Origin of the sequence: Streptomyces sp. NPDC048521, assembly GCF_043199855.1 — a bacterium.
Lineage (GTDB): Bacteria > Actinomycetota > Actinomycetes > Streptomycetales > Streptomycetaceae > Streptomyces.
Genome location: NZ_JBICWR010000007.1, coordinates 276,095 through 288,305, shown reverse-complemented (window position 1 = coordinate 288,305; position 12,211 = coordinate 276,095). Strand labels below are relative to the sequence as shown.

9 protein-coding genes and 1 pseudogene are annotated in these 12,211 nt (G+C 72.8%); 5 read left to right on the top strand and 5 right to left on the bottom strand.

Going from position 1 to position 12,211, the window contains the following annotated elements:
- Positions 1-57: 57 nt before the first annotated feature.
- Positions 58-930: a chitosanase gene (locus ACGFRF_RS19270; protein WP_393741364.1), complete on the bottom strand. Its 873-nt coding sequence runs from the start codon at positions 928-930 to the stop codon at positions 58-60.
- Positions 927-1,805, bottom strand: a complete 879-nt coding sequence (locus ACGFRF_RS19265; protein WP_393741362.1) for a rhomboid family intramembrane serine protease — start codon at positions 1,803-1,805, stop codon at positions 927-929. The genes ACGFRF_RS19270 and ACGFRF_RS19265 overlap by 4 nt, the downstream gene beginning before the upstream one ends.
- A 142-nt stretch (positions 1,806-1,947) precedes the next feature.
- Here ACGFRF_RS19265 and ACGFRF_RS19260 point away from each other — a divergent pair, with 142 nt between their 5' ends.
- Positions 1,948-2,679, top strand: coding sequence for a VWA domain-containing protein (locus tag ACGFRF_RS19260; protein ID WP_393741361.1), 732 nt, complete (start codon positions 1,948-1,950; stop codon positions 2,677-2,679).
- A 106-nt stretch (positions 2,680-2,785) separates the two neighbouring features.
- Here the strand turns inward: ACGFRF_RS19260 and ACGFRF_RS19255 are convergent, their stop codons facing one another.
- Positions 2,786-3,268 (bottom strand): MarR family winged helix-turn-helix transcriptional regulator, encoded by a 483-nt coding sequence (locus ACGFRF_RS19255; RefSeq protein ID WP_393741359.1) that lies wholly within the window; start codon positions 3,266-3,268, stop codon positions 2,786-2,788.
- A gap of 116 nt (positions 3,269-3,384) precedes the next feature.
- Between ACGFRF_RS19255 and ACGFRF_RS19250 the strand changes: the two genes are divergently transcribed.
- Positions 3,385-4,824, top strand: a complete 1,440-nt coding sequence (locus ACGFRF_RS19250) for an MFS transporter (protein ID WP_393741357.1) — start codon at positions 3,385-3,387, stop codon at positions 4,822-4,824.
- Between the two features lie 450 nt (positions 4,825-5,274).
- Here ACGFRF_RS19250 and ACGFRF_RS19245 read toward each other — a convergent pair whose 3' ends face one another.
- Together ACGFRF_RS19245 and ACGFRF_RS19240 are read right to left on the bottom strand one after the other, a co-directional pair.
- Complete coding sequence (locus tag ACGFRF_RS19245; protein WP_393741356.1) at positions 5,275-6,156, bottom strand: hypothetical protein; 882 nt, start codon at positions 6,154-6,156, stop codon at positions 5,275-5,277.
- A gap of 79 nt (positions 6,157-6,235) precedes the next feature.
- Positions 6,236-7,993, bottom strand: a complete 1,758-nt coding sequence (locus tag ACGFRF_RS19240; RefSeq protein WP_393741539.1) for a beta-galactosidase family protein — start codon at positions 7,991-7,993, stop codon at positions 6,236-6,238.
- Between the two features lie 186 nt (positions 7,994-8,179).
- On the opposite strand from ACGFRF_RS19240, the pseudogene ACGFRF_RS19235 reads away from it, so the two are divergent.
- The 3 genes and pseudogenes from ACGFRF_RS19235 (at position 8,180) to pepN (ending at position 12,086) form a co-directional block, all read left to right on the top strand.
- Positions 8,180-9,071: pseudogene (locus ACGFRF_RS19235) on the top strand (AraC family transcriptional regulator).
- 33 nt (positions 9,072-9,104) lie between these two features.
- Positions 9,105-9,437, top strand: coding sequence for a chorismate mutase (locus ACGFRF_RS19230; protein ID WP_393741354.1), 333 nt, complete (start codon positions 9,105-9,107; stop codon positions 9,435-9,437).
- 102 nt (positions 9,438-9,539) lie between these two features.
- A complete protein-coding gene (pepN, locus tag ACGFRF_RS19225) occupies positions 9,540-12,086 on the top strand; it encodes an aminopeptidase N (protein ID WP_393741352.1) in 2,547 nt (848 codons plus the stop codon).
- The last annotated feature ends 125 nt before the right edge of the window (positions 12,087-12,211 follow it).

Sequence of the window (12,211 nt, the reverse complement as noted above, 5' to 3'; positions counted from 1 at the left end):
CTGCCCACCTGTCCCCGACCGGACGCTTGGGCAGGCGTCGTTGCATGTCCGCCGGCCCTAGGGCACCTTGTACGTCTCCCCGTACACCTGCCACTCCAGCGGCGTGCGCAGGTCCAGGTTCCCGTCGTGGAGGAACCGGCGCTGGGCCGTGTCGATGCGGGAGGTGTCGAGGGTGGCCCTCTTGCTCTTCATGGCCTTGCGGCGGATGTCCAGGAAGACGTCGAGGTAGTGCTTCTCGCTGCCGCCGTCGGAGGGGGTGTCGGCCTGCTTCAGGGCGCGCTCGCGCAGGCCGTAGAAGCCGGTGGGGCTGGTGCCGGGCCCGTGGAAGACCATCGCGTCGTAGTACACGAACTGGCCCAGCGTGCCCAGCCCGTCGAGCTTGGCGAGCCGGACGGCCGGGTCGAAGTAGACGCGGTCGCGCTCCTCGTCCTGCGCCGCACGGAACGCCGGCAGCTTCGCCTCCGCCTTCCAGGCCGCGGTGAACCCCGGGTCCAGGCCCTCGTGCGAGTCCGTGCCGTCGACCTCGCGCAGGGCGGGCAGGTACCTCGCCAGGCCGTTGTCCGGGTGGGCCTCGGTGTAGCGCTCCACGAGGGTGAGCAGATCATGGGTGCCGGTGCAGAAACCGATGATGCCGGCGGTGTAGCCCTGCCCGTCGCCGATGTCCTCGATGTACCCGTAGGCGGACCGCCAGTCCAGCGTCGAGTTCTCGGCGCTCGCCACGAGCCGCTGCGCCAGTTCCTTCTTCGCGGGCGCGGCCAGCCCCGGCGGGGCGTCGGCGATGACCTCGTCGTCCCCCGACCGCGCCTCGCGGCCCGCCGAGACGTCCTTGCCCCCGTCCGCGGAACCCGACTGGCCGGGACCGACGGCGTACAGCACGCCCGCGACCACCACCGGCACGGCCGCGAACAGCAGGATTCCGGCTCTCCTCATGCGGCCGCACCTCCCGTGAGACCCGACACCTTGACCCAGGCGAGGACCAGCAGCGCAGCCGTCAGCGCCACGCACACCCCCGCCTGGACCGGCACGCGCCGGCCGTCCCGGGGCGCGTACGCGTACGCCAGCGTCACGGCTCCGCCCGCCAGCAGGCCGCCGAGGTGGGCCTGCCAGGAGGTCAGCCACGCGGAGATCACCAGCCACAGCAGCAGACCGCCCATGTACTGGTTGACGGCCCGCATGTCGTGGCCGAGGCGACGGCCCATGACCCAGTAGGCGGCGCTCAGTCCGAAGAGCGCACCGGACGCGCCGACCGTGCGGGTCTCCGGAGCCACCAGCAGGACCAGCACCGAGCCGCCCAGCGCCGCCAGCAGGTACAGGGCGAGATAGCGGACCCGGCCCAGTTGGGCCTCGACCACTCGGCCGATGTTCCACAGCACGATCATGTTGAACAGGACGTGCGTGATGCCGAACGTGCCCTCGCCGGGCGTCAGATGCAGGAACGCGCCGGTCAGCAGCCGGTACCACTCGCCGTGCGCGACGCCCTCCGGGAGGTGGCCCGCGGGCACCGTGCCGAGCATGTCGAAGCGGTACTCGACCGACGGGCGCGCCAACTCGGCCAGATAGGCCAGCACGTTCAGCCCGATCAGCACGTACGTCACCAGAGGCACCGCGCTGATCCGGCCGCCGAACGCGGTCCGCGCCTGCCGGACCGTGCGCGCACCCTCCTTCACGCACTCCACGCACTGGTGGCCGACCGCCGCCTCACGCATGCAGGACGGGCAGATGTAACGCTCGCAGCGGGTGCAGCGGACGTACGACGCCACCTGCGGATGGCGGAAGCAGGTGGTCACGGCGGACTCGGCGGCCACGGCCGGCTCCTCGGAAGAAAGAAAAGGGGACGGGAAGAGCCGGTGGGGGCGGCAGCGAACAAAATATCCAACCACGGTGACAGCAGCGACCGCAGGGCCCGTGATCACGTAGGCTCGGCCCCCGGACAGCCCAGGGGGGACCATGGCAGCGATCAGTCTGCGCAAGGTGGAGGAAGCCGCACCCGCGCTCGTCGGCGCCTACCGCTCGGCCGGGGTGTCCCTGCGCAAGCACGGCCTGGACGGGCTGCGGACCGCCGTCTACCTCGTGGTCGACTACTCCGGCTCGATGAAGCCGTACTACGCCGACGGCAGCGTGCAGGCCCTCGCCGACCGGGTGCTGGGTCTGTCGGCGCACCTGGACGACGACGGCCGGGTGCCGGTGGTGTTCTTCTCCACCGACGTCGACGCGGTCACCGACATCGCCCTCGACGGTCACGAGGGCCGCATCGGGCGGATCGCCGCCGGACTGGGGCACATGGGCAAGACCAGCTACCACCTGGCGATGGACGCCGTCATCGACCACTACCTCGACAGCGGCGCCACCGACCCCGCCCTGGTCGTCTTCCAGACCGACGGCGGCCCGATCAACAAGCTCGCCGCCGAACGCTACCTGTGCAAGGCGGCGAAACTGCCACTGTTCTGGCAGTTCGTCGGCTTCGGCGACCCGGGCAGCCGGCAGTTCGAGTTCCTGCGCCGACTGGACGAGCTGGCGGTGCCCGGCAAGCGGATCGTGGACAACGCCGGCTTCTTCCACGCCGGCCGGGACCCGCGACGGGTCACCGACGACGAGCTGTACGACCGTCTCGTCGGTGAGTTCCCCAGCTGGCTGACGGCCGCGCGCGCCGCGGGCATCGTAGGACTCGGCCGGGTCTGACGGCCTCCGCGAGAAACAGGTCCCGGCACTCCTCGGGCTTCCCCCACGCCGTGCGCAGCGCACGGGCCTTCGGTCATGCCGGTCGGCGGATGTGCGGGTGTGCGGGTCAGCGGGTGAGGCGGGTCGCTGCCGCGTGCTGCCGTTCGCTCATCACCGACAGGAAACGCACCACGGTGCGAAGTTCCTCCGTGCTGAACTCCTCGCAGGCCTCGACGATGTCCCGCGCCCAGTCCTCGAAGAAGCCGGCCAGTTCGGCGAGCTTCTCCTGGTTCAGTTCGACCACCACCCGGCGCTTGTCCGTCGGGTGCTTGACCCTGCGGACGAAGCCCTTGGACTCGAGCCGGTCGAGCAGGCCGGTGACGGAGGCGGGGGCGAGCCCGGTCAGCTCGGCGAGGTCCTTGGCGGTGAGCGGACCCTTGCGCTGGAGGTAGTCGAGGGTCTTCTCCTCCGTCGCGTTCAGCCCCTGCTTGGCGGCCACGGCCGAGTGGAACATCACCGTCACGGCGCTGTGGGCCCGTCCCACCTCCATGAGCTGCCCCAGGACCTCGGCGCGCGCCGCCTCGCCCGGCTTCTCGTCTCCCTTGGTCATGGGCCAAGGCTAACAAAAATTTCGTTCGGTCGAACTAAAGACTTGCGGTCGACGCGGCGTCGATGGAAGTCTTTCGTTAGGGCGAACGAAATAAATCCGAGCCGAGGAGACCACTCATGTCCACGACCGCCACCCCGAGCCCGTCGACCCTCGCGGAACCCCATCCGCGCCGCTGGGCCGCCGCCGTCGTGATGATGATCGCGGCACTGATGGATCTGCTGGACGGCACGATCGTCAACGTGGCGGTGCCGTCCATCAGCCGCGACCTGCACGCCTCCGCGAGCGACCTGCAGTGGGTCGTCTCCGCCTACCTGCTCGGCTTCGCCGCCGCGCTGATCGTCTCCGGCCACCTCGGCGACCGCATCGGCCGCCGCCCCCTCTTCCTCACCGGCACCGTGGGCTTCGGGCTGGCCAGTCTGGCGTGCGGAATCGCGCAGTCACCAGGGCAGCTGACCGCCGCCCGCGCGGTCCAGGGCGTCCTGGCGGCGGTGCTGGTGCCGCAGGTGATCGGCTCCTTCCGCACCCTCTTCCAGGGCAAGGAACGCGGGGCCGCCTTCGGGCTGTACGGCGCCGTCGCCGGGTTCGCCTCCGCGATCGGGCTGCTGCTCGGCGGGGTGCTCACCGACGCCGATCTGTTCGGCTGGGGATGGCGTTCGGTGTTCCTGGTGAACGTGCCGGTCTCGATCGCGACGTTCGTGGGCGGGCTGCTGCTGGTGCCGGCCACGCGGGAACGGTCGGCGGGCCGGCCGGACGTACGGGGCAGCCTGGTCCTGGCCGGCGGACTGGTCGCGATCGTGCTGCCGCTGGTGCAGGGTCGGCAGAACGGCTGGCCGGTGTGGGGCTGGGTGTGCCTCGCGGCGGGCGCGGTGGCCGTGGTCGGCCTCGGGGTGTACGAGGCCCGCCGGCACCGGCCCGGGACCGTGCCGCTGCTGCCGGCGCGCGCCTTCGGGCTCCCGGCGTTCTCGGTCGGTGTGCTGGTCCAGCTGCTGTTCTCCGTCGGTCTGCAGGGCTTCTTCCTTGTCTTCGCGGTCTGGCTGCAGGGCGGCGAGGGGTACACGCCGATGCAGGCCGGGCTGGTGACGGTCGCGTTCTCGGTCGGTGGTTTCCTCACCGCGCCCGCCGCGGACGGGCTCGCCGTCAGGTACGGGCGGCTGGTGCTCGGTGCCGGGGCGCTGATGATGGCGGGCGGCTTCGGCTGGGTGTGGGCCGTGGTCGACGGTGCGGCCGCCGAGCACACGGGGGCGTGGCCGTTGGTACCGGGGCTGGTGATCGCCGGGGCGGGGCTCGGTTTGCTGGTGGTCCCGCTGGTGAACGTGGTGCTGTCGGCCGTACCGGGGGAGTTGGCGGGTGGCGCGTCCGGGATCTTCTCCACGGCCCAGCAGTTCGGGGGAGCGCTGGGGGCGGCGGTGGTCGGCACGGTGTTCTTCGGGGCCGTGGGGGAGGGGCTGAGCGGGGCGCTGGCCGAGGCGATGCCGTGGGTTGTGGGAGCGTTCGTGGTGTGCGGGGTGCTGTGTGCGGCGCTTCCTCGGCGGGCGGTCTCGGACCACCTCGGCTGATCCCCGGACCCCTGGGGGTCTCCGCCCCCCGGGCCCCTTGTCCTCCGCCCTCGGCCCCCTTGCCCACCCGGCCGTCCGACTCGGCCGGCTGAAGGAGCGAGGCGGGACGGGGGGCGTGCGCCCGGCCGAGCGGGGTGCGTGCGCCAGGATCGAGCGGGGTGCGTGCCGAGGCCGAGCGGGGTGCGTCCCCTGGCCGAGCGGCTTCGGTCCCAAGGTCGAGCGGGGTGCGTGCCCAGGCCGGCGGGGTGCGTCTTCAGGCTGAGTGGTGCCCGTCTCCAAGCCGAGCGGCATCCGTCCCGAGGGCAGCGGCGCCCGTCTCCAGCCCGACCGAGCCCGGCCCCGCGTGTTCCGGTCTGCCGAGGCTGGACCTGGGCCTTCCGGTTGGCCGAGTCAGGTGGGGCAGGCAAGGACGGGGGCTGGGGGCGGAGCCTCCGGCCAGGTGCCGTGAGGCTACGTGTCGCACTCCAGTACCGTCCGGCACAGCCCGCACCGCGCGCGGACGCGCCCCCGTACAGGCACCCTGATCCGCTGGTGGCAGGTCGGGCAGGGGAAGGAGACGCGGAGGTGGCCGGAGGGGTCGGGGGTGAAGGCGTAGGGGGCTGTCGGCTGGACGCCGGAGATGTGCCGGCGGTCGTGGGCGTACCGGCGCCGCCCCGCCCAGCCGGCCGCGGTCAGCGGCGGCTGCTCCTCGTCCCGGCGGGCCCGGGCCATGCCCTTGGTGTAGGCGGTGTAGGCCTGCGGGCTGGTGAACCACACGGAGGGGTCCTCCTGGAAGAGCAGCGCCCGCTTGGCCAGGACGTAGCCGAACTCCTCCGGGGTGAGGTAGCCGAGCTTCTGGGAGGAGACCGCGTCCTCACGGAAGGCGTCCAGCAGCAGCCAGCCCGCTCCCAGATAGGTCGTCACCGTGTCCGTGAGGATCTCGTTCTCCGCCGTGGTGGGGAAGACGAGGTCCATGCGGTGCAGGTAGACGTGGGCGATCTCGTGCGCGAGCGCGGCGCCGATGTCCCGGCGATGGGTGCGGAAGCGGTCGTTCAGTTCGACGAAGTACTCGGGGCCCGCCGTCAGTTCGACGTTCGCCGCGTGCGTCATCTCCCGGAAGCCGACGATCAGCCGCGCGTCCGGCAGCCGGAAGTGCCGCACGATCTCGCGGGCCACCCGCTGCGCGCCCAGATGCAGGTCGTCGATGTCGCAGAACGCCACGTCGGCGGGGGCCACGCTGGTCGAGAACGTCTGGACGGTGTCGTAGGACAGCCGTTTGTACAGCGCCGTGACGGCGGCCCGCACCGTCTCCAGATGCGGGAAGCCGTGCTGGACCGGTCCGCCGTTCGCCACGTCCGCACCCCCAAAGACGCCGGAACTCCTCTCCACTGTAGGCGGGGCACGCGGCCGGTGTGCGGGGGCGGGCGGCCGGTCACACGGGCAGCAGGCGGGGCGCCGGCCGGTTCGGGTCGGTCTCCTGCAGCTCCAGCAGCCACAGCTCGTTCTCGCCCTCGCGCAGCACCGGCCCGGGGACGTACAGGGACCGCTGGGGGCCGACCGACCAGTAGCGGCCCAGTCCGAAGCCGTTGATCCAGGCGAAGCCGCGCGTCCAGCCGGGCAGGTCGAGCCGGGCGTCCCCGGCCCCGCGGACGGTGAGCGTGCCCCGGTACAGCCCCGGGGCGCCCTCCTCGGGCAGCGCACGGAAGGGCACCGGATCGACACCGCCGGCGAACGCGTCCAGGTCCAGTCCACGCGCGCGTACCCCGTGCAGGTACTGCCGCTCGTGCAGGATGCCGCCGGTGACGCCCTTCGCCTCGCCGGAGCGGGGCCCGTAGTTCACCCTCCCCAGGGACTCCACCCACAACTCCACGCGCGCGGGGCCCGCGACCGGCTCCTTCAGCCGCGGCTCCTCCTCGGTGAGCACCCCGGCCCGCTCGCCGTCCACGTACACCGTCGCGAGGTCCCGCAGCCCGCGCACGGTCAGCGGGTACGGCCGCCGCGGCCCCGGCACCTCCACCGTGTAGCGCACGAGTCCCCGGGTGACCCCGAGATCCTCGAAGGAGGGCGGCATCGGGGTCACGGTCCCCGCACCGCCCAGTGCCTCCAGCACGTCACCCAGGGGTGCCCATCCGGTGAGCGCGGCCTCGGCCGGAGCATCCAAGGGGGCGGGTCGCGGCGGCAGTCCGGGGAGCGGGCCGGTGCGGTACTCGGCCAGCACCTCGCGGAAGCGCCAGAACTTCTCCGTCGGGCGGCCGTACTCGTCCACCGGCGCGTCGTAGTCGTACGACGTCACGTCCGGCTCCAGCGGCCCCTCGTGCAGCTCGCCGCCGCCCCGGTTGGCGCCCGCCCAGCCCCCGAAACTCGTGCCGCCGTGCGCCATGTAGAGGTTCACCGAGGCCCCGCACTCCAGGATCTCCCGCAGCGCCTCGGCGGCCTCGCCGGGGTCCCGTACGACGTGCTCGCCGGCCCAGTGGTCGAACCAGCCGCACCAGAACTCCATGCACATCAGCGGGCCACCGGGGCGGTGGCGGCGCAGGGTCTCGAAGGCCACGCGCGCGTGGGAGCCGAAGTTGACCGTGGCGAGCACACCCGGCAGCGAGCCGCCGGTCAGCATGTGGTCCTCGGGGCCGTCCGAGGTGAACAGCGGGACGGTGACCCCTTCGGCGCGCAGCAGCACGGCCAGCTCCGTCAGGTAGCCGGTGTCGCTGCCGTAGCTGCCGTACTCGTTCTCCACCTGCACCATGAGGACCGGGCCGCCGCGGCCGATCTGCCGGGGCACGATCTCGTGCAGCAGATGGCGGAACCAGTTGCGGACATGGAACAGATAGCGTTCGTCGCGGGTACGCGCGCGTGTGCCCAGCTCGCCCGTCAGCCACGCCGGGAGCCCGCCGTTCTCCCACTCGGCGCAGATGTAGGGGCCCGGCCGCATGATCGCCCACAGGCCGGCCTCACGGACCGCGTCCAGGAACCGGCCGATCGCCCGCACGTCCCGGAAGCGCCCCGGGCCCGGCTGGTGCAGGTTCCAGGGGACGTACGTCTCCACGCAGTTCAGGCCCATCGCCCGCAGCATCGCCAGCCGGTGCCCCCACTGCGCCTCGTGCACCCGGAAGTAGTGCAGCGCCCCGGACAGCAGCCGTACCGGCCGCCCGTCCAGCAGGAAGTCCGCTTCCCCCACCGTGAACTCACTCATCCGCCCGCCCCCGCCCCCGGCCTCGCGCACGACGCGCCCGGCCCCGCCCTCACTCATGCGCCCGCTCCCGGCCCCTGAACTCGCTCGTGCGCCCAGGCTCACCCCTGGCGGCGCCCCCGCGCCATGGACGAAGATCGGCGCTGCTTGGACAAAAGTCCGCCGCCGCCGACGCCGGGAGGAGCAGCGATGTACCACACCTGGATGCGGTTCTTCAGCCCCGGCCCCGCCCACCACCGCCTCGGCCTGGTCTGCCTCGGGGTCGGCCTCCAGCACGGCGCGCTGCCCACGGTCGGCCCACGCACCCTCGACCACCACGTGGCCGTCGTGATCAGCTCGGGCGGCGGCTGGTACCAGGGCGCCGACGGTCGCCGTACGACCGTCACCGCGCCCGCCCTCCTCTGGCTCACCCCCGGCGTGCCCCACCACTACGCGCCCGATCCGGACACCGGCTGGGACGAGGGCTTCGTCGACTTCGCCGGGCCCGCCACCCCCACATACACCGAACTCGGCTACATCGAACCCGGACGGCCCGTCGTCCCGCTCTCCGACGCCTCCGCCCCGCGCGCGGTCGTCGCCCGTATCGCCCGCGCCGCCCGCCGCGGCAACCCACTGCTGGAGGTGGAGACCGGGGCCGCCGTGCACGAACTCCTCGTCGCCCTGCGCCGCGCCCGCGCCGACCTCGCCCCCGACGGCGACCAGGTGCTCGAGGCGCTGGCCCGGGACGCCTGCACCCCGATGAGCGTCGCCGACCACGCCGCCCGGCACGGGATGACCACCGCGGAACTGCGCGGCGCGGTCCGCCGGGCCGCCGGCTGCAGCCCCAAGGACTACCTCCTCGGCATCCGCCTCGGCCGCGCCAAGGAACTCCTCGCCGCCACCGAGCTGCCCGTCGCGGCCGTGGCCCGCCGCGTCGGCTACGACGACCCCGCCTACTTCTCCCGGCTGTTCACCCGCCGCGTCGGCCTCCCCCCCCGTCCGCTTCCGCGCCCAGCAGGGCCGCAGTGTCCCCGGCGGCTGGAGCGACCGTGTTCCCGACCCCGGCGATCCGCCGATGATCCACTCTCCGGACACCCCGTAGGCGGGACCCGGCGACCGCATAGGGTGGGCGCCCATGACCACCAGCAACACCCATAGCGGTGCCGTGGACCCCGAGGTCCGCCAGGAACTGGAGCGGCTGCGCGACAGCATCGACAACATCGACGCGGCCGTCGTCCACATGCTCGCCGAGCGTTTCAAGGCCACCCAGCAGGTCGGCAGGCTCAAGGCGGTGCACCAGCTGCCGCCCGCCGACCCGGCGCGCGAGGCCCGGCAGATCGAGCGGCTGCGCAGCCTCGCCGAGAACGCCAAGCTCGACCCGGCGTTCGCCGAGAAGTTCCTGAACTTCATCATCGCCGAGGTGATCCGTCACCACGAGCGCATCGCCGAGGACACCAACGGGCGCTGAGCCACGGACGGCTCCCCCGGGAGGCGGGGGCGCACACCGGACATAAGCCTTGTACCGGTCCGCCCCTGTGCGCTGCCGGTCCCATCAGGCAGCATGGCCTGCATGTCCGTACTCACGCGCGATGAGGCGCAGCTCCGAGCACAGTTCCTCGACGTCCACCGCTACGCGGTCGAACTGGACCTCACCACCGGTGAGGAGACCTTCGGCTCCCGCACCGCGATCCGGTTCACCGCACGGTCCGACGGGGACACGTTCGTCGAGCTCAAGCCCGCCGAGCTGCGCGCGGTCACGCTCGACGGGCAGCCCCTCGACGCGGAGACGCTGCACGAGAACCGGCTGCCGCTGAAGAACCTCACCGCGGGCGAGCACGAGCTGCACGTCGACGCGGTCATGCGCTACTCCCGCACCGGCGAGGGCATGCACCGCTTCACCGACCCCAGCGACGGCGAGACGTACGTCTACACGCAGATGTTCATGGACGACGTCCAGCGGGTCTTCGCCGCCTTCGACCAGCCCGACCTGAAGGCCGTCTTCGAGATCTCCGTGAAGGCGCCCGAGGACTGGACCGTCCTCGCCAACGGCATCACCGAGCGGCGCGGCGACGGCGTCTGGCAGGCCGCACCCACCCCGCTGATCTCCACCTACCTCGCCGCCGTCGCCGCGGGCCCCTGGCACTCGGTGCGCACCGAGCACCGCGGACTGCCCTTCGGCATCCACTGCCGCCGCTCCCTCGCGCCGTACCTCGACACCGACGCCGACGAGATCCTCGACGTCACGCGCGCGTGCTTCGACCGCTACCACGAGAAGTTCGACGAGCCGTACCCCTTCGACTCCTACGACCAGGCGTTCGTCCCCGAGTTCAACGCGGGCGCCATGGAGAACCCGGGTCTGGTCACCTTCCGCGACGACTTCGTCTACCGCTCCGCCGTCACCGACACCGAGCGGCAGACCCGCGCCATGGTCATCGCGCACGAGATGGCCCACATGTGGTTCGGCGACCTCGTCACCCTGAAGTGGTGGGACGACATCTGGCTGAACGAGTCCTTCGCCGAGTACATGGGTTACCAGACCACCGCGGAGGCCACCCGGTTCACCGACCCCTGGACCGAGTTCGGCGTCACCCGCAAGGCCTGGGGCTACGACGCCGACCAGCGGCCCACCACCCACCCGGTCGCCCCCGAAGCCGTCGACGACACCGCCTCCGCGCTGCTCAACTTCGACGGCATCTCCTACGCCAAGGGCGCCTCCGCGCTGCGCCAGCTGGCCGCCTGGCTCGGTGAGAAGGACTTCCTCGCCGGTATCAACACCCACTTCGCGCGGCACAAGTTCGGCAACGCCACCCTCGCCGACTTCATCGACTCCCTCGCCTCGGCCACCGACCGCGACGTGCACGCCTGGGCCGACGACTGGCTGCGCACCACCGGTGTCGACACGCTCACGCCCGTGATCGCCTCCGCCGACGGCACCTGCACGCTGACCGTCGACCGCGCGGGCAGCCGCCCGCACCGCCTCACCGCCGGCCTGTACGACCACGACGTCGCCGACGAGGGCCGGCTGGTGCTGCGCGAGCGCCTCGGCCTCGACGTCCCGCAGAGCGCCCCGCGGCCCATCGGCAAGCGCCCCGCGCTGCTGCTGCTCAACGACGGCGACCTCACCTACGCCAAGGTCCGCTTCGACGACGGCTCCTTCGAGGCGTTGCGCTCCAGCCTGTCCGGCCTGCCCGACCCGCTCACCCGCGCGATCGTCTGGAACGCCCTCAGGGACGCCGTGCGCGACGGCGAACTCCCGCCCACCGCCTACCTCGAGACGGCCCGCGCCCACCTCCCGCGCGAGACCGACCTGGCCGTCGCCCAGGGCGTCCTCGCCTTCGCCGCCGGGCAGATCGCCGACCAGTACCTGCGGGCCGAGGACCGCCCGGCCGCCCTGGCCACGCTCACCTCCCTCTGCCGCGACCTGCTGCGCCGCACCGAGGACGGCGACCACCCGGGCCTGCGCCTGATCGCCGTCCGGCACCTGATCGGCGTGGCCGCCCACCCCGACACCATCGCCGCCTGGCTCGCCGACGGCACGGTCCCCGGCGGGCCGGAACTCGACCCCGAGCTGCGCTGGCGGATCCTCGGCCGGCTCGCGGTGCTCGGCGCCACCGACGAGGCCGCCATCGCCGCCGAGCTGGAGCGCGACCCGAGCGCCGCCGGCCAGGAGGGCGCCGCCCGCTGCCGTGCCGCCCTGCCCGAACCGGAGGCCAAGCGGGCCGCCTGGGCGGCGATGTTCGCCGGCGACGACCTGTCCAACTACCTCTTCACGGCCACCGCGCAGGGCTTCTGGCAGCCCGAACAGGCCGAACTGGTACGCGCGTACGTGCCGCGCTTCTACGAGGACGCCGTCGCGCTCGCCGCCCGCCGCGGCCCCGCCATCGCCGTCGCCGCCGGCCGCTGGGCCTTCCCGGCGCACGCCGTGGACGCCGAGAACCTGCGCCTCGGCGAGGCCTGCCTGCGCGACGCCGACCTCACCCCGGCCCTGCGCCGCACCCTCGCCGACCGCCTCGACGACCTCGCCCGCGCCCTCCGCGTACGCGGCGAGCAGGGGCAGCAGGGAGAGCAAGGGCAGCAGGGAGAGGACACGAAGGAGAGGCAGACCCAAGGAGCGTAGGCCGGCGACCCGGGGTGCGGCTGCCGCTGCCGACTCGGTGAACCCAGCCGCCCCCACCGCACCCCGCCACACGGCAACCCGCCACCGGATCCCTCCCTCACCGGCCCCGACAGCACCGCCCCGCC

Coding starts and splice junctions, on each gene's coding strand:
- ACGFRF_RS19255 (WP_393741359.1), bottom strand. CDS start 3,268: ATGACCAAGGGAGACGAGAAGCCGGGCGAGGCGGCGCGCGCCGAGGTC.
- ACGFRF_RS19230 (WP_393741354.1), top strand. CDS start 9,105: ATGACCACCAGCAACACCCATAGCGGTGCCGTGGACCCCGAGGTCCGC.
- ACGFRF_RS19260 (WP_393741361.1), top strand. CDS start 1,948: ATGGCAGCGATCAGTCTGCGCAAGGTGGAGGAAGCCGCACCCGCGCTC.
- ACGFRF_RS19250 (WP_393741357.1), top strand. CDS start 3,385: ATGTCCACGACCGCCACCCCGAGCCCGTCGACCCTCGCGGAACCCCAT.
- pepN (WP_393741352.1), top strand. CDS start 9,540: ATGTCCGTACTCACGCGCGATGAGGCGCAGCTCCGAGCACAGTTCCTC.
- ACGFRF_RS19240 (WP_393741539.1), bottom strand. CDS start 7,993: ATGAGTGAGTTCACGGTGGGGGAAGCGGACTTCCTGCTGGACGGGCGG.
- ACGFRF_RS19270 (WP_393741364.1), bottom strand. CDS start 930: ATGAGGAGAGCCGGAATCCTGCTGTTCGCGGCCGTGCCGGTGGTGGTC.